Here is a 22,747-nt window from a genome sequence, read left to right on the forward strand (position 1 = left end):
TATGAAGCAACCGAACATTGCGGATGATATGCATCAGGAAGCTGAGGCTTTTGATAGTCAGATCGAAGAGCTCTTCCACGTGGAAACGGAAGTTCTAAATGAAACAAAATTTTTATTTGTTGGACGTAAGGTAAATTTATTATGATTAAATCGTTATTTGGATTGCCCGAGGAAGTGGTTTTTTGCAAGCACTGTGTGATCTCAAACCAGCGACCAAGCTCGACGGTTGAGTTCAAACATAAACAAGACGAAAAAAAGGCAACGATAGGCTTTGACGATCAGGGTGTATGCGATGCCTGCCGGTATCATGAAATAAAAGAGAAGCAGATTAGTTGGGAAAAGCGCGAACAGGCACTGATCGCATTGCTTGATCAGCATCGCCGCAATGACGGCGGATACGACGTAATCGTTCCCGGAAGCGGCGGCAAAGATAGCGCCTATACCTCTCACATACTCAAGTATAAATATGGCATGAATCCGCTTACGGTCACGTGGGCGCCGCATAAATACACTGAGATCGGCTGGAAAAACTTTGAGAATTGGGTTCATGTTGGTGGTCTGGACAACATTCTGTTTACACCAAACGGAAAGCTTCATCGATATTTGACGAGACAAGCTTTTTTAAATTTACTACATCCTTTCCAGCCATTTATCGTGGGTCAACGTATTATCGGTCCGGCGATGGCGGCAAAGTTTGGCGTTAAGTTAGTAATGTATGGGGAAAATCAGGCGGAGTATGGCAATAATCCCGATGATAATTATGTCCCGACCATGGATCGCAAGTTCTTCTCGGTGGGCGATCCTGAAGAGATGCTTTTGGGGGGAAAGCCTATTAAAGATATTATTTCTGAGGGGCAATTTAACCTAAATGATTTCGCTCCTTATATACCGCCAAGTGCAGAATTTTTGGAGAGTAAGGGTGTAGAGGTGCATTATCTTGGTTATTACCTTAAATGGGATCCGCAGGAATGCTACTACTATGCGGTTGAAAATACTGGTTTTCAATCGAACAGCGAGAGAACGGAGGGCACCTACTCGAAATATAGCAGCATAGATGATCAGATAGACATGTTTCACTACTTCACCACACTTATAAAGTTTGGTATTGGTCGCGCAACCTACGATGCCGCGCAAGAGATCCGAAATGAGAAAATAACACGAGATGAAGGGGTTCTTTTAGTTCGCAAATATGACCAAGAGTTCCCAAAAAAATACTTTAGGGAGTTTTTAGAATATATCAATATTTCGGAAAAAGAATTTCATGAGACCGTAGATAGATTTCGATCTCCAAATTTGTGGGAAAAAATCGATGGAGAGTGGCGCCTAAGGCATCAAGTGGTATGACATACAAGAGCTATGCTTCCCGCCTCCTTACTCATGGGCTGATAAAGTTTCGAAATATACATAAAGGAGAAACTTGTTATATTTTCGGTGACGGCCCTTCAGTGAAATGGTTTGACTTTAGTGAATTTGTAGATCATCCGTCAATATGCTGCGGCATGATCCCATTTCACCGAGATTTTGAATTGCTGAATGCAAAATATTACGTTTTAGTTGAGCCATGGTTATTTGTCCCAAGAATTTTCCAGCCAAAATATTTGCATGAATTAAGCTTGTTGGTACCAGAATACAGAAAACGTATTGAAGCCATGCGCGATAAGGAGATTTTCGTCAGCTTAAGTAATGCACTTTCTTTATCTGGCCCCAACATAAATTATGTATACGGAGGCTTGCCAGCCCCCAGTTCTAATACAGATAGATTGCTTAATACTTTTAATTGCTTTGCCGGCTCATTTGAGGCAACTTTAGCGATTGCTTATTATCTTGGGTTCAAAAAAGTTTATCTTGTTGGATTTGATGCCTGGACAATTCAACCATCTAGAACGCGTCGTTGGTATGAACTTGGCGAAGGAGAGGTATACAACTCAAATAATTTTGCATTTAAATACCTTGATGTACTTAAGAGGGAGATGGATATTTATACAATTTCCAAGGATGGAGAATCCTGCAATGTAAAAAATATTAGTTATCAGTCATATACTGGACATGAACCCATTTTTAAAGAAAATTACGAGTTACTTAGTAAAGATGTATTAAATGCGCTTGCAAGCGTTACTGAAACTGGCTATAAGATTTTTCAGAATGAAAATTAAATTTTTTTGTATTGGCTTGTAAGTTAATTTACTTAAATATATATATATGAATAATGATCTAATTCCAGAGCCTATGGCTATGCCTATAGATAGGGTTGAATGGATGAAAAAGTTGAATCTAAGTAATTTCATTAACTCGTATTATCAGTACCAAGATGTGCAATTATGCGGGTCAGTTATTAAAATTTTGATTATTGGACCTGGGCAGGGCCTTGATACTCAAATTTTTAGGTGGAGGGGGTATGAGGTTACTACTTTGGATATAGATAAGACGTTTAATCCAGATTTAATTGGCAGCGCTCATGATCTTTCCATGTTTGAAGACGCTACTTTTGATGTGCTTATCGCCTCGCATGTGCTAGAGCATCTACCATCTCCTTATTTGGAGGTTTGTCTAGAAGAGTTTTCGCGTGTCTCCGCTTATTCAATTATCTATTTACCGGTAGCCGGAAGGCATTTTCAGACAAGATTTCAGTTTGATCTTAAAGGGATCGATATATCTTTTATATTTGACGTGTTTAATTACCTTACTAAGCCAAGTATTGCTATTCCGAAGTATTGTGGTGGCCAGCATTATTGGGAGGTGGGTATAAGGGGATTTTTTGTTTCCGACATGCTTTCCCGCTTTAGAAAAAAATTCAAGGTCATTAAGCATTACAGAAATTACGACTGGAATCCGAGCTACAACTTTATTCTAAAATCAATGGCCATTAAATGAAAGTTATATATTCGTATAACAAAGAAGGCTTTGAGGCGGAATACTGGGGCAGGGAGATAGCGGCTGCATCCTCGCATGCCTGTAAGTTTATTCCATTCAATCATGGATCGTATCTAAATCCATATAGTTACATTCGTGCCCAGCTACTTGATAATCTGTATTATTCCTCCGACCATCGTTTGTCGAGAATGTATGCTGAATTAGAGGCTCTGATAAAAAGCGTTGGTGCCAACGTCCTCATAGTGGATAACTGTTTTCCATATCATCCGGAATTTTTAAGAAGACTTCCAATTTATAAGGTGCTGCGGACAAGTGATGGGCCTTTAGCGTCATATGATCGTGATTTTGCTTATCTTCATGCATATGACCATGTGCTATTTCATAGTCCGGCCTACAGTAAAGATATTGATATGCGGGAGAAGTTGCGATATTGTGGCGCAAAAAATGTAGATTTTTGGCCTCTGGGATCGTTTGAGGCTCTTTGTGATCTCTCTAAGACTCCAGCAAAAATTTTTTCTAGTGAGCGCGATATTGACGTAGTATTTATTGGTGCTTTGACCCCCAACAAAATGCCTCTGCTTGCAAAGGTGAAAAAAGCATTTGGAAGGCGAATGAGGTTTCATGGGTTGACCAATATAAAGAAAAATGCATACTTTAATTTTAAATATGGCTTTCCGGGCTGGGTGCGTCCGATTCCTTTTGCGGATTATGTCCCCATCTACCAAAGGTCAAAAATTGGTATCAACGTTCATAATCGAGGGGATTACACTGTTGGTGGGTATAGACTTTTTGATTTACCAGCAAATGGCGTAATGCAAATTTCGGATGGGGGTCCCTACCTCAATACTTTCTTTGAGGTAGGCAAGGAAATTGAATCTTATAGAAATACTGATGAGTTGATTGATAAAATAAAATATTACTTAGAGCATGATGCTGAGCGTCAACAGATTGCACAGAATGGATTTAGGCGTGTAGAGTTAGATTACAGAATAGCTCATTTGCTTCAAAAAGCGGGGGAGATTATAAGGGCTAGAATGGAGAAGGTGTGTTAAGAATCGATAGTTTTGTTGTAACTTTTTTTTGCTTTTCAACCCCTTTTGAAATTTTATTAGACTTTCTAGTTGGCACAGCATTAGGCTTCATATCTCTTGCTAAATTTAAAGAAGATGGCTGGTTAAGTTTTATCCAAAAAACAAAAAACTTTGCGACGTAAAAATGTTTACCCTTTTGTTCTTTGTATCAATTGTTTTTGCCATTGTGCTTTTGCTTTTTTTTCAGTCACTCGGAAAGAGAAGTCTCTTTGAACCAGGCGTACTAATTATCGGCCTATTTTCTCTGTGTTATTTGCTACCTGCGCTAGCTATCTTATCCGGAGAAAATATCTTAGCGGTAGAAAATTTTGACTTTGTAGAAACGGTTTCGTTGTACGGTTTTCTATTTGCAGTTTCATTTGTATTTTTTTATATAATCCTTAAAGGGGTTGTCTATCTGCGTCTATTTCCAGCTAAAAATATAACTATCGATCTACATCCTGCGAAATATTTAATGGGTTTTATTTTTGTCTTTGTGATTACCAAAATCATTGGTTGGTATTACGGAGTGGGTGAATCAACTGAATATGCACAACAGTACATCGTGAGAGCTTCAATGCCCCCGCTCATTAATCAAACGATCGTCTTTTTTCAGTGCTTAGAATGGATATTAGTATGTTTGTTGCTGGCAGCCTGCTTCTCTGATACCAATCACAAGCGCTCAAAACTCTATATTTTTATTATGGCCATTATATTTGCGGGGGAAATGTGGCTAACAAATTCTCGATCTAATTTTGTCACATTTTGCATAGTTTTGATGGCCGCCTATATGTTATTCAGACGTCCGATCGGTTTGGTTAGAGAGGTAATAATTGCATCCGGTTTTATTGTAATCATTGGACTTTTAGCATTTAAACGCTTGGGATCGGAAGTGTTAATTGATCCGAGCATAATAGACGTCTTAATTCCCGGCGAATTCACCAGTATATATAGCAACGCTATTCATTGGTCGTCAATTCTAGATGCGCCAGATGTTGTAATGCCGCCCAACAGCTCCTACCTACAGTCGCTGATTTCTTTTTTGCCAAAACAACTCAATGAAGGCAAGTGGGATCTAGCAGGTTGGTATGTAACACAGTACTTTCCTGAGTATGCTGAGGCGGGTGGTGGTTTGGCTTTTGGGATCATTCCAGAAGCGATGGTAAATTGGGGTCCAATAAGTATTGTATTTCAGGCCTTTGTTATAGCGCTAATATTTAGAGTGGCGCAATTTTCCGCACATGCAAATCGTACAAATCCAGGGAATGTGTGGGTAGTGTTTTATTTACTATGTTTCTCGCAAATTTATCAACTAATCCGGTCACATTCATTTACGATAATTAGTAGTTTTGTATTGGGGTTTGCTGTCCCTTATGTAATTTTATATTTTATAAGTATCTTTCGGTTGCACTGTGGGCGTTCAACTAATGCCTAGAATTTTGCATTTAATACCCACTTTGGCTGGTGGGGGTGCAGAGCGTCAACTTGCTATGCTTGCTCAAGAGCAATCCAAATGTGGCTGGGAAGTACATATTGGAGTGCGACGGGGCGGTGTTCATCTCGCAACTCTTAAGAGTGGCGGGGTCAACGTCCATTACCTTGGTGATTTTAGATCAGTTGATCCACGTCTTTTTATGAATATCCACAAATTAATTAAAAGTATAAGACCTGCTATCGTTCAGACTTGGTTACCTCAGATGGATGTGATTGGTGGGGTTGTGGCATTATTGGGCCGAGTGAAGTGGGTTGGAACTGAAAGATCATCTACGCTTGGCATAAATGACAATAAATTTATAACTGCGATCAGAAAATATATATTTCAATATGCAGATGCAATAGTAGCAAATTCAGTTGTTGGTAAAAATTATTGGCAAAAAAAACTGCCAAATAATGCATATATTTTCCATGTAGGTAATGCGGTAGATGTGCAGGTAATAAACAATACTCCCTCAAAGAATATTGACGCATTTACGGGCGGTAATAAATTTATTTTGGTTGTCGGTAGACTTCATCATCTTAAAGCAGTTGATGTATCTATTCAGGCAATTTCTCTACTGCCTGGTTACGACGATTTGAAATTAATTGTTATCGGTGAAGGTCCTATGCAAAATGAGTTAGAGGACCTGATCGAAACTCTTGGATTGAAAGATCGAGTTTCAGTGCTTCCATATGAGACTGAGTGGTGGGGAATATTAAAACACGCGAGCGCCTTAATAAGCATGAGTCGTTGTGAGGGAAGTCCGAACGTTGTTCTTGAGGCAATGGCTTTGGAGTGTCCGCTAATAGTGAGCGACATTCCTGAACATCGAGAAATTTTGGATCAAGACACGGCGGTATTTACGCCAGTTGATGATTCTTTGGGCTTATCTCATGCAATAAGAGGGCTATTAATAGACTTAGAGCTAGGGAAGCAAAGAGCTTGTTTGGCCAAAAATCGCGTAAACAAAATGTCTATTCACGCTATTGCAACTGCATATGGCCTAGTGTACAAGAAACTTAGAAATTTAAGGGCCTAAAGTATGTGTGGAATTATTGGTATTGCAACAAATTCTCGGAATTCGGATCCTGGGTGGCTAATATTAGGTCGAGATACGATGAGACATCGAGGCCCTGATGGCTCTGGCTTATGGTGGTCACAAGATGGTCGAGTGGGGTTTGGTCATCGTCGTCTGGCAATTCTAGATATATCCTCCGCTGGTCATCAGCCTATGCACGATGTTAGCAATACGCTGACTATTATTTTTAACGGTGAAATCTATAATTTTCGAGATTTGCAACAGGAGCTGATAGTTCTGGGGCACCATTTTCGCTCACATAGTGATACAGAAGTTCTCCTGGCATCTTATCGTGAATGGGGTGTCGATTGCCTATCCCGTCTAAATGGAATGTTTGCATTCGCCATTTATGATACAACAAGCCAAACTCTTTTTATAGCCCGTGACAGGGCGGGCGAAAAGCCACTTTTTTACTCGATGGAAGATGGAAAATTTCGATTTGCATCGGAATTAAAGGGTCTGCTTGCTGATAAAACTACTTCTCGCTCCATAGATCACCAGGCGCTAGATACTTATTTAGCTGTTGGGTATATTCCTGGGGATCGATGTATCGTGAGGGGGGTTAATAAGCTCCCACCTGCCCATGCCTTAATCTTTAATTTATCGAATAACTATCTCAAAATATGGAGATATTGGAATCCGCCTTCTCCTGTAGAAAGCATTTCTGGGATCTTCGATGAGAACATTTTGCTGGATGAATTTGAGTTGCTGCTGGAGGATGCGGTCCGTCGTCAACTCATAGCCGATGTTCCCGTGGGCGTGTTGTTAAGTGGAGGTGTGGATTCTAGTTTAATCACAGCAATGGCAGTTCGTATTGCTAGCGACGTGAAGACATTTACTGTTGGGTTTAAAGGCTTTAGTTCTTATGATGAAACCGAACATGCGCGCTTAATTGCGAAATATTTTGGGACGAATCATGTTGAGTTGGATGCGGGCGAAGCTAACCCTGAGTTAATGCCAATGCTTGCTCGACAGTTTGATGAGCCAATGGCGGATTCATCAATGATTCCCACATATATGGTTAGCCATTTAGTTAAGCAACACTGTACTGTCGCGCTGGGTGGTGATGGTGGCGATGAATTATTTGGAGGATATGCTCATTATGATCGCCTCCTTAGAAAGCGGCACGCCATAAGATATATTCCGATGTTATTTCGAAACGTTGCTGCATATTGTGCTGGTGAGTTTTTGCCTGCTGGATTCAGGGGTCGACATTGGCTAAGGTCTTTGGGCGATGATTTGGAACGAGGGCTGCCATTATCCGCAACTTTTTTCGATGGAAAACAAAGGAGAGAGCTACTTGGAAATGGCGACTGGCCTCTTGTTGCTGAGGGCATCTGGGGCCTAAATGCGGCGATGGATGGCGATTTGCTGCAGCGTATGACACGTATGGATTTCCAAAATTATATGGTCGAAGATATACTGGTCAAGATTGATCGTGCAAGCATGCTAAATTCTTTGGAGTTGCGTGCACCGTTTTTAGATTATCGAATAATTGAATTTGCGTTTGCTAGAGTGCCGTCGCAGATGAAGGCAACCCTCAATCAGCGCAAGATTTTTCTAAAAAAATTGACTGCAAACATACTCCCACCAGACTTTGATAAAAATCGAAAGCAGGGTTTTTCCGTTCCGTTGAATAGCTGGTTGAATCAGGGGCCATGGCGTCAAGCCTTCCAAGATGTGTTGTTTGATAGCAAATGTATCTTTAACAAAGAAATGGTAAAAGGTCTTTTTTATGGCCAAGATCAAGGCAGAAATAATAGTGAAAGGTTATTTAGCTTGTATTTGTTTGAGCTCTGGCGGCGTGAATATGGCATGGCCCTTTGAATATTTGTATATTAGCCAACCTTAAAGGTTTAGCTATTGCAAATCTGAGGGATAGGCAGTTTTGTGGTTTTTGGCTCGAAATAGGGGAATGCAACAGCATTGAAGTGTAAATAAGCAGTAAGCTGTTAGACAATCATGAGCCATTCCAAACAAAAGCCACTAGTTTGTCATTTTTTAATTGATCACCGCATCGGTGGGCCACATAAGTACGTTGAAGTTTGTTCGAGATATATGGAAAATGATTATGAATCCATATTATTTACTTGTGGAAAGAGTAAGATTCAATCTGTTACCCTGCTAAATCTTAGAGCTTTAAATAGATTTCTCTATCCAATCGAGGTATTGATCAATACGATATATATATTGTTGATCGCTTGCTATTTCAGGTTTAAGAATCGAATAATCATTTTTAATATTCATGGTGTACATAATCTTGCGCCAATATTGGCAGGATTGCTTTTAAGGATTCCATCGGTATTATTGATTCATGAGAGTATGCGCGAACTTAAAATTTTTGCCCGCATATCGCTATTTTTTCTTCGCCATAATTCTGGTAAGGTGCTTTCTGTTTCTCAAAGAGGTTTGAATGAATATGGAGCCAAGCAAGGGGAGGTAGTTTTTTCTCCTGTGGATGTGAGCTATTGGAAAAAAAGCTCATGTTTGCGAGCATATTCTTTTTACGCACTGCAGAGTGAAAAGCAGCCATTAAGGCTGGTGTGCGTTGGAAATCTTAATCCGATAAAGGGTCTCGATAATTTAATTGATTCACTTGCAAATTCGGTTGGGTCAATTCATGTAAATATTATTGGTGCTTCCATGCAATCCCATTTTGAGTATTTTGTTGAGTTGAAAAAAAAGTCTCAAATTGCGGAAAATATGAACCCATTACTCAAGATAAATTTCTTAGGCTGGCGGGAGACTGATGAAATTCGTAGTTTTATATATGAGGCTCATATTTTTGTGCTGCCATCTTTGTCAGAGGGGTGTCCAATAGCCCTAATTGAGGCTATGGCAACAGGATGTATACCTTTTGTAACTGATGTAGGGGATGTTAGACAGATTTTGTCTAAAACTATGCCTGAAGTAATATGCGATGGTTATGATTCGGGTTCTCTTAATTTGGGTTTGAGTCGCCTATTGGAGGCGCTTTATAGATTATCGCCTGAAGAGGAATTATTGCTCAGGGAGAAGTTTAGCAAAATTGCTACGACTCAGTTTGATATACCTGTTGTCGCCTCGAAAATAATGGATACATATAAATTAATGGGAGGATATTGAAGGATAATTTTGAATCTAGACCAGCGCCATATTGGCCAAATTTAAATAACATATAATTGCAGCATGGCTCTAAGCAAAAATAAGTATGAAAAAATATAAGCAGATCACAATATTGATTTTCTCAGTATTGTTAGCATGGTTATTATTGAGTTTGTATAACGATAGAAGAATTCAGGCTGATGATTTCGCTTTAGGAAAAGAAAATACGAGTCGCATTGAAATTCTAGATGGCGTTCAATTCACCGCGCATAATGTTGAGGAGATTAATTCTGTAATTAACTATTACGGGAATGTATATGGAGCTAAAGTATCCCACCAAGCACGACCAAAAATTGTTTTATGGTTGGGTAACTCCCAGATCCATACTATTAATCAATTTAAATCTGGCGAGCATATAGCCCCATATTGGTTGAGAAAATTCAATGGATGCGAGGAGTGCATATTACCACTCGGAATTTCACTATCAAACGCCAATCCGCAGGAGGAATTATTACTAAGTCAATTTGTTGAAAGTAAGCTGAATCTGGATGCATTGGTAGTTGAAGTCGAATTTATGGGCTTTAGGGAAGGTGGGTTGCGTAAGGAACTCTCTCAAATTGTTAACGCCAATCTTGTTGATGTTTTGCGTGATAGTTCGGTGAGCAAAGAATTGGAGCAACTATTCGATGGTGATAGGGGTGTTGAAGGAGATGTTATTGATAGCAGAACTGACGGCTCAGCCAAACAACGAATAGAAAATTTTCTTTCGGAGAGCTTGGGCGATCTATGGAAACTCTGGAAAGATCGAGGAAACTTACGAAGTGCATTTTTGGGTGATTTATTTAATCTTAGAAATTGGATTTTTAATATTAGCTCTGCCAGTCAAAGAAAGATTATTAAGCCGCGCTATGAGAAGAACGTGAAGGCCTTGGAGGATTTGTTGACGTATTCCAAAGCATCTAAGATTCCAGTGATACTTTATATTGCGCCAGTACGGCAGGATAAACCGCTGCCATACGACCAGAGGGAATACTCGCAATGGAAGGAGCAGGTGCAACAATTGGCCAAAGTATATTCCGCAACTTACCTCAATTATGAAAACCTAGTGCCGGGCGAGGATTGGGGAAGTAATTTTGGGGAAGATATTGATTTTATGCACTTCCAGGGGGGTGGTCATAAGATTGTTGCAAAGGAAATTCTTTCCACCCTTCAATCTAGGTTGAAATAGTTATATGCTATTTAATTCTGTCACGTATTTATGTTTCCTGACGGTGATGGTCATCGCCTATTGGTTATGTTCAAATAATGCAAGGCGATGGTTAGTTTTAGCAGCTAGTCTTGCATTCTATGGATTTTGGCGCATAGAATTCGTATTTTTGATCGCATTTTCTGCTTTTGTAGACTACTTTTTGTCATTAAGAATCTATGAGGAGAAGTGTCCGCGCAGGCGACTATATCTCTTGTTAATTAGTTTAAATATTAATATTGGTTTGCTTGTTTACTTCAAGTATGCATATTTTATTGCTGAAAATATATCTACACTTGGCCAGTCACTTGATCAAAGCTGGGATTTTTCACCGGGAAATATTATTCTTCCGCTGGGCATCAGTTTTTATACTTTCCTATCTATCAGCTACACATTAGATGTATATCGCAAGCTATTCGATCCAATAAGAAACTTCCGAGATTATTTAACTTACGTAATGTTTTGGCCGCATATGATTGCAGGACCAATTTTGCGTGCACACGAATTAATTCCTCAGATCGTTAGAGCGCCCCATTTTAAATTGCATAATCTGATAGGTGGCATCAAAAATATCATCATAGGCCTGTTTCTTAAGGTTGGTCTAGCTGACCAGATTGCGCCTTGGGTCGATGAGGCATTTAAGGCGCCCCCTAGCAGTCTAGGCGGCCTTGATGTGTGGACAATGGCATTTGGTTTCGGATTGCAAATCTATTTTGATTTTGCAGGCTACAGTCTTATTGCTGTTGGCTCGGCATTGTTACTAGGGGTTCATTTCCCTGATAATTTTAACTGGCCATATTTAGCGTCATCACCAAGAGAATTTTGGAGGCGCTGGCATATTACTTTATCAGCCTGGATTAGGGATTATCTTTATTTGCCACTTTCAGGAGCGCGCTTTAAGGATAGCTCCGAAGGTGGCATAGATATCGAGTTTAACGACCGATCAAATAGCTTTCGTTTGGCAGTGGCGCTCATGTTGACTTGGTTCATAATGGGCTTTTGGCATGGAGCGGGTTGGATGTTTGCGTTATGGGGTGTTTGGCATGCAACATTCATATTGTTATACCGCGTGACAAAAAAATGGTCACCGTTTAGCTCGGCTTATTTAATGAATTTTTTAGGATGGGTTATTACCTTACCCATCATTATGCTTGGCTGGATTCCTTTTAGAGCTGACTCGTTAAAGACTTCCATTGAGTTATGGCAACGTGTATTTGATATTTCTAGCTACCGCAGCCTGGCGTTTCGGGAAAATTTTTATTTATTAGTTTTTCTTTTTACATTCGGAATGTTGTTAACTTGGTTCCTGATACACACCAAGGCACCTGTGATAAGGCATCCATGGGTAAGGTATTCCGGAGAAATTATGGCGTTCGCCATTATGATTTTCCTGGTGTTCATCTTCCTCCGCCCAATTAGTCAATTTATCTATTTTCAATTTTAGGGTTCTGTATGACATATATTCTTGGTATTAATGCATATCATGGTGACTCTTCGGCGTGTTTAATTAAGGAGGGCACTTTGATAGCGGCTGCTGAGGAGGAGCGCTTTCGCCGGATAAAGCACTGGGCAGGATTCCCATCCGAGTCTATTCGTTATTGTCTGTCAGAGGCTGGTATTGAGCTTTCTGCAGTGGACCATCTTGCAATCAACCAAGATACTGGTGCGAGCGTATGGAAAAAAATATGTTTCACGCTTACTAAGCGCCCAAACATCAAATTTATCGTTGATCGGATTCGCAATAAAAAAGAAAGATCCAATATAAGGCAGGAACTGGCATTAGCATTTCCTGATCAGCAATTTACTGGAAAGATTCATGGCATTGAGCATCACACTGCTCACCTTGCTTCTGCTTTTCTAGTCTCGCCTTTTGATGAGGCCGTAGTTGTATCGGTTGATGGCTTTGGGGATTTTGCAAGCGCTGCTTGGGGGTTGGGAAAGGGGTCGGAAATTCATGTTGATGGGAAAGTTTACTTCCCGCACTCATTAGGAATATTTTATCAGGCCCTTACGCAATATCTTGGATTTCCTAATTATGGTGATGAATATAAAGTAATGGGATTGGCGCCTTATGGTTCTCCCAAGTATCTCCCGCAAATGCGCAATATTGTCAAATTGAAAGATGACGGCTCGTTCTATCTTAATCTAGAATATTTTCAACACCACAAAAATAAGATTGCTTATGAGTGGAAAAATGGTGAGCCAAAGGTGGGCGAATTATTTACGGATGCTCTTAAATCATTGTTTGGACCTGCGCGCTGCAAGGGTGAAGAATTAACTCAGTATCACAAAGATCTAGCACGCTCAATTCAGGCGATGTACGAGGAGGCATTTTTTCATCTTTTAAATATGTTGCAAAAGAGGCATGGCTGCGAAAATCTTTGCTTGGCTGGTGGTTGCGCTATGAACTCTGTGGCAAATGGAAAGATATATCGAAATACAGGCTTTAAAAAAGTTTATATTCAGTCGGCCGCAGGTGATGCGGGTGGTGCAATTGGGGCCGCCTATGCCACTTGGGAAAAGCTCGGAGGTAAGCGTAGCTTCTTAATGGAGCATGCATATTGGGGCCCACATTTTTCTGACCAGGAGATCAATTTCTTGCTGGAGAGCAATGCTGATAAATTACAGGAACAGGGGTGTGAAATCACTCATTTCGCAGATGAGAATCTTCTTTGTGAAATGACGGCTAATGCTATTTCTGAGGGCAAAGTAATTGGGTGGTTTCAGGGGCGTATGGAATGGGGCCCTCGGGCTCTTGGAAATCGATCAATCCTCGGCGACCCACGCAGAGCAGACATGAAGGATATTCTAAACATTAAGATCAAGCGACGTGAGTCCTTTAGGCCATTTGCACCTTCAATATTGAGGGAGGCGGTACCGGAATGGTTTGAGCAAGATGATGATGTGCCTTTCATGATGCAGGTTTATCCTATCCGTAAGAGTAAGCAAGAAACAATATCTGCTGTAACTCATGTCGACGGCTCTGGGCGGTTGCAGACCATAGCTGAGGAGCAAAATCCTCGCTACTATAGACTTATCAAAACGTTTGGCAACTTAACTGGTGTCCCGATCCTCTTAAATACTTCCTTTAATGAAAATGAACCAGTTGTATGTCGGCCCGTGGAAGCTTTGAATTGTTTTTTAAGAACAAAAATGGATGTCCTGGTTTTAGGTAACTATCTAATTAAACGGCGTATGTTTGAGCAATAGCAAGGATGAAAATCACCATTATTACTGTTTGTTACAATAGCGCCTCTACTATTGCTGACACTCTTAATTCGGTGTCGTGTCAAACTTTCAAAGATTTTGAGCATTTAGTCATCGATGGGAATTCAACAGACTCGACACTTAAAGTCGTAGAGCTGCATCGTCATTCCAACCTGACGGTTTGTTCTGAGCCCGACAGTGGCATTTACTACGCTATGAATAAAGGATTGAGGCGTACAAGCGGTGAAGTTATTGGTTTTTTGAATTCCGATGATTATTATGCTGATGCTACTGTGCTAGAAAAAATTGCGATAGTCTTTCAGGATGCGGCGGTCGAGGCTTGCTATGGAGACCTTGATTATGTCACAAAAGATAACGGTCATATAGTTCGTTACTGGAAGTCAAAGCCATATATTAAGGGAGATTTTGCAAGGGGCTGGTGTCCAGCTCATCCAACTTTCTATGTGCGTAAATCGACGCTTGAGAGGTTGGGTGTTTTTGATACATCCTTCAAGTTTGCAGCTGATGTTGAACTTATGATGCGTTTTCTGGAGAGTGGAGCAATAAAGTCTGTTTATATCCCTTCTGTTTTAGTTCGTATGCGTCTTGGAGGTTTGTCTAATCAAAGTTGGGTAAACATCTTCAAGCAAAATAATGAGATATTTAGAGCGCTTACAAAAAATAAAGTGGCATTTAAATTTTCTAGTTTCTGGATACATAAAGTTCTAAATAGGGTATGGCAATACCTTGCTGCTCGTATATTTAGATCCACTATTCTGAGTCAGATTAATAAATCTAAAAAAACAAAAAATAGTGATGTATAAAATCATTCGCCAGAGATGGGGATTATTGAGCTATTGTTAAGACCTCAAGAAAATTTTTTATTACTTCGATATATTTTTGACGAATCGATTTTCTACATATTATGAATCTTTACAGGGAGACTTTTTTGTTTTTTATTTAGTTGGCTAGAAAGTGTATCAGCTTAAGTTATTTTTTAAGCTAATGCTGGTTTGAAGCAGAGCATTAATACTCTTGTTGTGATTAGATCTGATGAATACTTCAATGTTGGGTTAAAACTTCATCCAATATGGTGTTTTAAAGGTCACTACTTTTTTATATAGAATCACATAACTTATGCAAAAAAATAGAAAGCAGGCAATCAGAATTGGAGTTGAATGCCAAAACACCACGGCTGGCATACAAGCGAAGCTGCAGAAAACCCAAAGGTATGGAGATGTTTTAGCATTCGCACTAAACCATTCCAATTTATTTCGTGGGCTTACACTGTTCACTACGCGTCTAAATATTAACGAGTGGAAATGAATGCCATCAGGGTGCCCCGGGCATTTACCTTGATGAACTTTTCTGCGATAAATTGTAAAAAGTGTTTCTGAGATAGGGTAAGCATTGATGAGGAGTGCAAACCATGGGGATATTTCACTATGACGACAGATAATTAGTATGCTGAGTGTTGCCACCCAAAATCCAATAAAATATGCGCCACCGTCACCAAGAAAGATTAAGCCCCTTGGGTAGTTCCAAATAAAAAAACCGAAAATACTAGCCATCATTGAAAAGCTTAAAAATATGATTAGGGAATCATTAAAGCTGATACTTATATAGCCAATCGCTGCCAGTGAAATAATCCCGACCATGCTCGATAAGCCATTAAATCCATCGATGATGTTGTAGGCATTCGCAAGTCCGGTGATGGCAAAGACCGTAAAGAGAGTAGATATTATCGAAAACGATAGCAAATAATCAATATACGGAATAGCCACACTTGATATCTGAGCATCCAGTAGTAATACTGCCATCAGAGCACTTAGCGCTGTAAAAATTAGTCTCAAACGAACACTGATTTTTTTGGTTAAATCTTCAAGAAGTCCAATCAAAAAGGTTGGTAATGTGCAAAATAATAGGGTGATTTGTGTAGTGAATGCGTCAGCTTGCTGCTGGTGGACGGCAATCGCAATGAGTATTCCGAGTCCAATTGCCAGACCTCCAATCCTGGGAACTGCATGCATATGAAATTTCTGCGGACCATCTAATTGGTGGTCAGCACTTATTCTCCCATGAAGCTTTTGGGTGCGAATAATTAAAATTGTTGCAATAAAAGAAGTAAAAAAAGCGAAAATTAAGCTGACCATAAATCATTATAAATTCTAAATTAAAATAGCTGTCGTTTACTTGAGAATTTTTTCCCGCTATTAAGAGTGGATAGAAATTTTTTGGTTAGATGGGGTAGGTATAGGGCTTATCAAATCACTTAAGTGCGTATTGCTATACTTATTTAAGGGCTAAGACAAGGCTAGCGACTCAATAATCATTAACTCAAGTGTATAAATTCTTCCCCCAAATGCTGTTTTTAAGATGGTATTAAGCAGAGACAATTTATTGCTTATATTCGTAAGGAGTTAGCTAGTTAAATCGTCTTTAGGCTCATGGCGCTGGATCATAGAGCCAGTATTTGGGCAATTGGCCAAAAATTGGGTATAGTGGTTACTAACTCTTAAAGCAGCCTCTCATGAACACCCATCACCAAGAATTTATCCAATACCAGCAAAAGCGTCAAAGTTTTTGGCAGCGCATCCATTTGGCTGTCTCGCGCTCCTTGGGCGGTTATTACCAAGGTAGATTGATTGATATATATCAACAACTCATACCGGTCGGATCTCGTGTTCTGGAGCTTGGATGTGCTAATGGCCGTTTATTGGCTGCTTTAGATCCTTCGTATGCGCTGGGGATGGACTTTAGCTCTTCCGCATTAGAGTCTGCCAAAAAGAAATCTCCTCAGATCACCTTTATTGAGATGGATGCTCATGAGATTAAATTAGGTGATCAAACTTTTGATTTCATCATACTGTCTGATTTAGTAAATGATCTCTGGGATGTGCAAACTGTTTTAGAGCAACTGCGTCCCTATTGCCACTCAGAAACACGCATTATTTTTAATTTCTTTAGCCATTTGTGGAGCTTGCCTCTGCGCTTTGCTCGCTGGCTTGGTTTGGCTACTCCCAATCTTCCTCAGAATTGGTTAACGCGACATGATATGAAGAATCTCTTGGAGATCTCTGAGTATGAGGTTTTGCGGGAGTGGAGAGAAATCATCGCCCCTTTACCGATTCCGCTACTGTCTAACTTTTGCAACCGCTATCTAGCGCGCATTTGGCCATTTGAATTGCTAGATATCACCAATTTTGTCATGGCTCGCCCTATAGGTTTAGCTATAAAGAAGAGTCCTACTGTCTCGGTGATTGTGGCAGCTCGTAATGAGTCTGGCCATATTGAAGAACTCATGGAGCGTATTCCAGAGATGGGCGGTGGAACCGAGATTATCTTTGTAGAGGGTAATTCCACTGACGATACTTACGACAAGATTGCTCTAGAGATTTCTAAGAACCCCAATCGTAACTGCAAATTACTCAAGCAAGATGGCAAGGGTAAAGGTAATGCAGTGCGGAATGGCTTTGATTTGGCTAGCGGCGATATTTTGATGATTCTCGATGCCGATATTACAGTGCCACCAGAAGACCTAATGCGCTTCTTTAACGTGATTGCCAATGGTTCAGCAGAATTTGTCAATGGTGTCCGCTTAGTCTATCCAATGCAAGAAGATGCCATGCGATTTTTAAATCTCATTGGCAATAAGTTTTTCTCCTGGGCCTTTAGCTGGCTATTAGGTCAACCCATTCGGGATACCTTATGCGGAACTAAGGTGCTTTGGAATAGTGATTACAAACGAATTGCTCATAACCGCAGCTACTTTGGTGACTTTGACCCTTTTGGGGACTTTGATTTACTCTTTGGTGCTGCGCGGCTAAACCTCAAAATTATGGAAGTGCCTATTCGCTATCGTGCCCGTCGGTACGGTGAGACTAATATCTCCCGCTGGTCTCATGGCTGGTTGCTGCTCAAGATGGTTGTATTTGCAGCCCGCAGAATAAAGTTTACCTAAGCTGCTGCCTAACTTGCCCATAAAAAAGGGTCTACCTAAGTGGTATACCCTTTTTTATTTGCCATCCATTTGTTAATGCCTGATTTTGAACTGCCGACTCTTATTAAATAGGGTTGTCTTTGCATTCCAACGCAATTTTCTGCGCATTAATCTTTTCTAAATAGATTTGTGGGGATGAACAGAATGGTTGGCCGCCCTTACGCATCAGTAGATTTACAAAGCGCGTATGGGGAACTAGATTGATGAAAAGAATGATAAAAATTAATGCGCCGACAGTCTTCATTTTGGCTTTTGTATTGCCTAGCTTACTTATCAGTACGAGGGCAAATCCTAGTAGGAAAAATTCTGAGAGCAGAAGGTAGTGTGGCGCATCAATGTAGCGTGTTCTATTAATTAATGAAACCGCATAAAAGGCTAAGAAGCTGTAGGCACCAAATAAAAAATCAGATTTTTTAAGACGCTGACGAAGGCCATACATCAGTCCAAGGCAAAATATCAACAGCACAAGTGGTGAGGATACCTTCGTAAATAGGGTAATAAATGGCTCAGCCAAAGAATTGGCAATTTTTCCAAGTACATACATCGCATTGGTATCCATCGCAATTTTTTCAGCATTGGGATCTGGGGCAAGCCAGCGAGTCATGCTAATGGGGTCTTCAATATTTGAAAAAATAGAGACGTTTTGATTGAGCTTAAAGCTGAAATAGTTTAAAGACTCAAATGCGAGAAGATAAAAGACGTTGAATAGGCTAGTAGCCTTATATGCATCTATGCCAGACTTTTTGGCACAAAGAAAGGTGAGCCCATAGAAAAAAGTAATTAAGCCCAAGTTGATGATGAGGCTTAATCCCGATGAAATCAAACTATAAAAGATTGCTAATGCGATAAAGGAGGTAGCGCTAGCAATTTGTAGCCAAGAATTACTGCTAGCTACAGAGCGATTTCTTTCTGTGGTGATGAAGTAATAAGTCCAGGTGAAGTAAAAAGGCGCCAGAACAAGAACTTGTGCTTTATTGAGTGCGCCGCAAAATAACATTGCTAGACACAGTAATAGTGATAGAGGGTGCTTATCCTGCCCATGGTTAAAAAACTGAGTATAAAAATACAGTGACCAGATTAAAAAGAGAAAAGCAATTGGTTCTGTTCTGGTGAGGGTGAAATGGAAAAAGACACCATTGCTGACAAACACCAGTAGGGCAATTAAAAAGGAAAGGATGCGCTCACGAGTAATTTTGTTTGCGATGTAATACGCAGTAAAAACATAGGCAAGCGAGGTAATTAAAGCTGCATGACGCGTTGTGATGATGAGCTCTTTAATTCCTTCCAACATAGAAGGTAGGTTATTGAGGTCACCTACATCTTGAAGCTGGTAAAAACCTAGATAATTAGCGATGCTTATTAGGTAAGCAATCAGGTGAATCGAGAAGAAGCCGGGGTGGTCCAGATACTCTTGATTTGAGCCTGAATATACTAAAAGTCCGTTATACGAGAGGGTGAGCTCTTGATCTACCCAATGAGGCCAATTGCGATTAAATCCCGTCGCGTAGAACAAGGCTAATAGCAATACGCTAAGCACAAGGTATGGCCAGAAACCGGATAAAGTTTTGAAAAGTCGATTCATGAGTATATTTTGGCTTAAAAAGGTTTCTCTAGTACCATTTAGCCTCATTATCCCTCTTTGTTTTAATACCACAGTAATTCAACTTGTCTTCTACTACGACCTCTAATAATCAAGCATTTGGCCACCTAGGATATCGTAAAGATATCGATGGCTTACGCGCTTTAGCGGTATTGTTGGTAGTGATTTATCACGCTTTTCCTGGTTGGGCGCACGGTGGCTTTATTGGTGTCGACATCTTTTTTGTAATTTCAGGCTATTTAATTACTTCTATCATTTTAGATGGACTGCGTGACGGATCGTTTAGCCTCGTCGATTTTTACGCCAAGCGAATTATTCGAATATTCCCAGCATTGATTTTAGTGATGCTGATCTCCATTGGATTTGGCTGGCTCATTCTTTATCCTGCAGAGCTACAACTGCTTGGAAAACATATTCTGTCTGCTGTTGGGTTTTTTTCTAACTTTACATATTTTTCTGAATCGGGCTATTTTGATAGTAGGGGTGTTGAGAAGCCACTATTGCATTTGTGGTCACTGGCAATTGAAGAACAATTTTATTTATTATGGCCAGTGCTCCTATGGGTTGTTTATAAATTAAGAGCCCCCTTTTTGGCGGCCATACTTTTACTCATTCTGGGGTCATTTGCTTGGAATATTCATTTAGTCCATCTCAATAAGTCTGCTGCTTTTTATCTTCCTTTGGGCCGTTTCTGGGAGTTGTTATTTGGAGCTTTGTTGGCTCTCGCACTCTTGACACCTCAATCTCACTCTCGAGTAACTGCAGGCAAGTCTCTTTGGATACAAGTTTATGGTTGGTTTGGCACAAGTTCGGTGTGCAAACAGATTTACTCTATCTTAGGTTTAGCGCTTTTAGTAGTTGGCGTGATTGTGATTTATCCGCGTAGTTTGTTTCCTGGCTGGTTTGCTTTATTGCCTGTGGTTGGCGCTTCATTGATGATTTATGCCGGTGAAAACGCATGGATCAATCGTTATCTTCTATCCAATCGATTATTGGTTGGTATTGGCCTGATTAGCTACCCTTTATATTTATGGCATTGGGTCTTATTGTCCTTCGCTCAAATTTGGGGCCCCATATTTATTGAGCAACGACTAATGCTTGTCGGCGCTTCATTTGTATTTGCATGGTTAACCTACAGGTTATTAGAAAAACCTTTGCGTAATCGTCAGTCCATCAGAAAAAAGGCTGGGGTATTGCTGTTGTTGATGGGAAGTATTTTTTTCATTGGGCTCTGCTTGAGTCTCAATGGATATCCACAAAGAAACGTCAACTTACTTCCTCAGTTTGAAAATACAGCTTATGACGGTGGGGATCAAGGACAGATTGAAGAGGGGTGCGGTCTTTCGGATTCGAGCTTGAAAAATTACTTTTATGGATGCTTTCAAGATAAACGTGAGTCTGCTAAATTTGCTTTAGTTGGTGATAGCAAGGCAATGGCACTGTTTCCGGGTCTGGTAAGAAGTTCATCTCCAGGGTCAAGATGGCTCACTATTTATGGGCCTGGAGGAGATAAAGCGATTCCACCATACCTTTCTAATAGCCGTTCTGACGTGAAGCCGGTTGATGCACCATATACAGACCGAGCAATTGATCAAATTGCAAAAAACCCGAATATTAAAGACGTGGCCTTAGTCTTCTCTAGTAAGGGGGTTATGACAACGGATATTGATAGCCTTTACAAGGGGGTGCATCAAGCGCAAGCTATTAACGGCTTATTGGCAATCACTGCGAAGTTGGTTGAAAGTCAAAAGCGGGTCGTCTTAGTTGTGGATAATCCGAGCTTAGCACTTCCTCAGGACTGTTTTCACAGAAAAGTAGGACTCGCTTGGTTTGATGCTTTTCAACGCATAGATAATCGCTGTGAAATGGCCTTGGAAAAGCACCAAAACATGACAGCGAAATATATTGAGGCTCTTAAGGCTGTTAAGCAACAATATCCTCACCAGGTGACTATTTTTGATACTACACCTATCTTATGTGATGCACAGGGCGGTGTCTGTTCTTATCAAAAATCAGGTCGCAAGATGTACTCGTATACCGATCATATATCTGACTTTGCTGCTGGAGAAGTTGGGCTTGCCCTAAACCGTCAGCTTATAGACAGGTCAAAATAATATCAATTAGCATGAAGCATAAGATCACTTCCCCGAAGAAAGATTCCGATGAGAATTATTCTAGCTAGTCAATACAAGAATGAGTCCATGAGAGTAGTGGAGTGGTTGGAGTACTACCGAGATCGAGGTATTACAGATTTCATTCTGTGTGATGATCACTCGACTGATAATTCTATTGAGGTGATTAATGGTGTAGCCGGTATCAATGTCATTCATTTCTCTTCACTATCTACCCCAACACGCTTTTCCGGATCCTCTGATACGGAGCTCTATAAATGGGACTTGGAGCACCCCCAAAATCAACATAAAAATTTCCGCAGAATGTTTGCTTATGCTTGTGAGCATTTTGATGCCGATACTGCTATTGGCTTTTTGGATATGGATGAGTTTATTTTTACTAACGCACGTAAATCATTAGTCGAGGTGATTTCTGAAAGCATCAAGCCTTATGCCGTCATGTCTATCTGTAGTTTTGAGGTGGATTCAAGAACCTTTGAGCTAAATGGCCAAAGCTTGCTTGCCCAAACAACACGTTCTATGTCAGTGAAGAGCCGTACCCACTCCACTCGACGTACCTCTGTGAAATCGTTCATTAATCTAGGGCACCCTCTACGTTGTTATGCTTTTACTGAGCCTGTTGAGGAAATTGGTGCGGGCATTCATACGGCTGGCTTACCCTTGAGCTCAAGACAGACCATAGGCAAGTTATTTCGTAAGCGCCTCAAGAATTGGTTTCGAGCCCTTCTAAATCTGGGTCCGCAAAGATGGTACGCACTGGAAGATGTATGGGTTCCAAAAGATCCACTAGACCGTTTTTCGCTGGATACGTTATGGTTAAGAGTAGACCCATTTAGTTTGTCATATCTTCACTATCGCACACCAAGCTATGACATGTCTATTAATAGTCCATTATTTGATTGTGATTATGATTTACAAATAAGCCGCTAGATTTCTTCAATTTTTATTTTAACTTCGGCAGTTTTTTGGATTTATGAATTGA

The 22,747-nt window shown here is 40.3% G+C and carries 18 protein-coding genes; 16 read left to right on the forward strand and 2 right to left on the reverse strand.

Features of this window, described 5'->3' with window-relative positions; all coding sequences use genetic code 11:
* Position 1 precedes the first annotated feature (1 nt).
* The 13 genes from AOC20_RS01710 (at position 2) to AOC20_RS01770 (ending at position 14,857) form a co-directional block, all read left to right on the forward strand.
* Entirely contained in the window at positions 2–145 is a 144-nt protein-coding gene (locus AOC20_RS01710) for a hypothetical protein (RefSeq protein ID WP_215360882.1), read from the forward strand.
* Entirely contained in the window at positions 142–1,344 is a 1,203-nt protein-coding gene (locus tag AOC20_RS01715; RefSeq protein ID WP_215360886.1) for an N-acetyl sugar amidotransferase, read from the forward strand. Before AOC20_RS01710 ends, AOC20_RS01715 begins: the two co-directional genes overlap by 4 nt.
* Entirely contained in the window at positions 1,341–2,153 is an 813-nt protein-coding gene (locus AOC20_RS01720) for a hypothetical protein (RefSeq protein WP_215360889.1), read from the forward strand. The genes AOC20_RS01715 and AOC20_RS01720 overlap by 4 nt, the downstream gene beginning before the upstream one ends.
* A gap of 46 nt (positions 2,154–2,199) precedes the next feature.
* Positions 2,200–2,871, forward strand: a complete 672-nt coding sequence (locus AOC20_RS01725; protein ID WP_215360891.1) for a methyltransferase domain-containing protein — start codon at positions 2,200–2,202, stop codon at positions 2,869–2,871.
* Entirely contained in the window at positions 2,868–3,923 is a 1,056-nt protein-coding gene (locus AOC20_RS01730; RefSeq protein WP_215360894.1) for a glycosyltransferase family protein, read from the forward strand. The genes AOC20_RS01725 and AOC20_RS01730 overlap by 4 nt, the downstream gene beginning before the upstream one ends.
* 163 nt (positions 3,924–4,086) lie before the next feature.
* Positions 4,087–5,376, forward strand: a complete 1,290-nt coding sequence (locus AOC20_RS01735) for an O-antigen polymerase (protein ID WP_215360897.1) — start codon at positions 4,087–4,089, stop codon at positions 5,374–5,376.
* Positions 5,369–6,457 carry a glycosyltransferase gene (locus AOC20_RS01740; protein WP_215360899.1) on the forward strand — a complete coding sequence of 363 codons (1,089 nt, stop codon included), beginning with the start codon at positions 5,369–5,371 and terminating at the stop codon, positions 6,455–6,457. The genes AOC20_RS01735 and AOC20_RS01740 overlap by 8 nt, the downstream gene beginning before the upstream one ends.
* A gap of 3 nt (positions 6,458–6,460) precedes the next feature.
* Complete coding sequence (asnB, locus tag AOC20_RS01745; RefSeq protein WP_215360900.1) at positions 6,461–8,323, forward strand: asparagine synthase (glutamine-hydrolyzing); 1,863 nt, start codon at positions 6,461–6,463, stop codon at positions 8,321–8,323.
* Between the two features lie 135 nt (positions 8,324–8,458).
* Positions 8,459–9,601, forward strand: coding sequence for a glycosyltransferase family 4 protein (locus tag AOC20_RS01750; RefSeq protein ID WP_215360902.1), 1,143 nt, complete (start codon positions 8,459–8,461; stop codon positions 9,599–9,601).
* Between the two features lie 85 nt (positions 9,602–9,686).
* Positions 9,687–10,808: an SGNH/GDSL hydrolase family protein gene (locus AOC20_RS01755; RefSeq protein WP_215360904.1), complete on the forward strand. Its 1,122-nt coding sequence runs from the start codon at positions 9,687–9,689 to the stop codon at positions 10,806–10,808.
* Positions 10,809–10,812: 4 nt separating this feature from the next.
* Complete coding sequence (locus AOC20_RS01760; RefSeq protein ID WP_215360909.1) at positions 10,813–12,270, forward strand: MBOAT family O-acyltransferase; 1,458 nt, start codon at positions 10,813–10,815, stop codon at positions 12,268–12,270.
* A gap of 8 nt (positions 12,271–12,278) precedes the next feature.
* A complete protein-coding gene (locus AOC20_RS01765) occupies positions 12,279–14,036 on the forward strand; it encodes a carbamoyltransferase family protein (RefSeq protein ID WP_215360911.1) in 1,758 nt (585 codons plus the stop codon).
* Positions 14,037–14,041: 5 nt separating this feature from the next.
* Entirely contained in the window at positions 14,042–14,857 is an 816-nt protein-coding gene (locus tag AOC20_RS01770) for a glycosyltransferase family 2 protein (protein ID WP_215360914.1), read from the forward strand.
* Between the two features lie 249 nt (positions 14,858–15,106).
* Here AOC20_RS01770 and AOC20_RS01775 read toward each other — a convergent pair whose 3' ends face one another.
* A complete protein-coding gene (locus AOC20_RS01775; protein ID WP_215360918.1) occupies positions 15,107–16,186 on the reverse strand; it encodes an MraY family glycosyltransferase in 1,080 nt (359 codons plus the stop codon).
* A gap of 377 nt (positions 16,187–16,563) precedes the next feature.
* Here AOC20_RS01775 and AOC20_RS01780 point away from each other — a divergent pair, with 377 nt between their 5' ends.
* Positions 16,564–17,994, forward strand: coding sequence for a bifunctional class I SAM-dependent methyltransferase/glycosyltransferase family 2 protein (locus AOC20_RS01780; RefSeq protein ID WP_215360919.1), 1,431 nt, complete (start codon positions 16,564–16,566; stop codon positions 17,992–17,994).
* A 103-nt stretch (positions 17,995–18,097) separates the two neighbouring features.
* Here AOC20_RS01780 and AOC20_RS01785 read toward each other — a convergent pair whose 3' ends face one another.
* Positions 18,098–19,615 (reverse strand): phospholipid carrier-dependent glycosyltransferase, encoded by a 1,518-nt coding sequence (locus tag AOC20_RS01785; protein ID WP_215360920.1) that lies wholly within the window; start codon positions 19,613–19,615, stop codon positions 18,098–18,100.
* Between the two features lie 83 nt (positions 19,616–19,698).
* Here AOC20_RS01785 and AOC20_RS01790 point away from each other — a divergent pair, with 83 nt between their 5' ends.
* Positions 19,699–21,747: an acyltransferase family protein gene (locus tag AOC20_RS01790; RefSeq protein WP_215360923.1), complete on the forward strand. Its 2,049-nt coding sequence runs from the start codon at positions 19,699–19,701 to the stop codon at positions 21,745–21,747.
* A 48-nt stretch (positions 21,748–21,795) separates the two neighbouring features.
* A complete protein-coding gene (locus AOC20_RS01795; RefSeq protein WP_215360926.1) occupies positions 21,796–22,695 on the forward strand; it encodes a glycosyltransferase family 92 protein in 900 nt (299 codons plus the stop codon).
* Positions 22,696–22,747: the final 52 nt, after the last annotated feature.

It is taken from the genome of Polynucleobacter ibericus (genome assembly GCF_018687955.1).
GTDB lineage: Bacteria > Pseudomonadota > Gammaproteobacteria > Burkholderiales > Burkholderiaceae > Polynucleobacter > Polynucleobacter ibericus.

Excerpts from the sequence above, each read along its gene's own strand:
- AOC20_RS01710 (WP_215360882.1), top strand. The coding sequence starts at position 2 with ATGAAGCAACCGAACATTGCGGATGATATGCATCAGGAAGCTGAGGCT.
- AOC20_RS01715 (WP_215360886.1), top strand. The coding sequence starts at position 142 with ATGATTAAATCGTTATTTGGATTGCCCGAGGAAGTGGTTTTTTGCAAG.
- AOC20_RS01720 (WP_215360889.1), top strand. The coding sequence starts at position 1,341 with ATGACATACAAGAGCTATGCTTCCCGCCTCCTTACTCATGGGCTGATA.
- AOC20_RS01725 (WP_215360891.1), top strand. The coding sequence starts at position 2,200 with ATGAATAATGATCTAATTCCAGAGCCTATGGCTATGCCTATAGATAGG.
- AOC20_RS01730 (WP_215360894.1), top strand. The coding sequence starts at position 2,868 with ATGAAAGTTATATATTCGTATAACAAAGAAGGCTTTGAGGCGGAATAC.
- AOC20_RS01735 (WP_215360897.1), top strand. The coding sequence starts at position 4,087 with ATGTTTACCCTTTTGTTCTTTGTATCAATTGTTTTTGCCATTGTGCTT.
- AOC20_RS01740 (WP_215360899.1), top strand. The coding sequence starts at position 5,369 with ATGCCTAGAATTTTGCATTTAATACCCACTTTGGCTGGTGGGGGTGCA.
- asnB (WP_215360900.1), top strand. The coding sequence starts at position 6,461 with ATGTGTGGAATTATTGGTATTGCAACAAATTCTCGGAATTCGGATCCT.
- AOC20_RS01750 (WP_215360902.1), top strand. The coding sequence starts at position 8,459 with ATGAGCCATTCCAAACAAAAGCCACTAGTTTGTCATTTTTTAATTGAT.
- AOC20_RS01755 (WP_215360904.1), top strand. The coding sequence starts at position 9,687 with ATGAAAAAATATAAGCAGATCACAATATTGATTTTCTCAGTATTGTTA.
- AOC20_RS01760 (WP_215360909.1), top strand. The coding sequence starts at position 10,813 with ATGCTATTTAATTCTGTCACGTATTTATGTTTCCTGACGGTGATGGTC.
- AOC20_RS01765 (WP_215360911.1), top strand. The coding sequence starts at position 12,279 with ATGACATATATTCTTGGTATTAATGCATATCATGGTGACTCTTCGGCG.
- AOC20_RS01770 (WP_215360914.1), top strand. The coding sequence starts at position 14,042 with ATGAAAATCACCATTATTACTGTTTGTTACAATAGCGCCTCTACTATT.
- AOC20_RS01775 (WP_215360918.1), bottom strand. The coding sequence starts at position 16,186 with ATGGTCAGCTTAATTTTCGCTTTTTTTACTTCTTTTATTGCAACAATT.
- AOC20_RS01780 (WP_215360919.1), top strand. The coding sequence starts at position 16,564 with ATGAACACCCATCACCAAGAATTTATCCAATACCAGCAAAAGCGTCAA.
- AOC20_RS01785 (WP_215360920.1), bottom strand. The coding sequence starts at position 19,615 with ATGAATCGACTTTTCAAAACTTTATCCGGTTTCTGGCCATACCTTGTG.
- AOC20_RS01795 (WP_215360926.1), top strand. The coding sequence starts at position 21,796 with ATGAGAATTATTCTAGCTAGTCAATACAAGAATGAGTCCATGAGAGTA.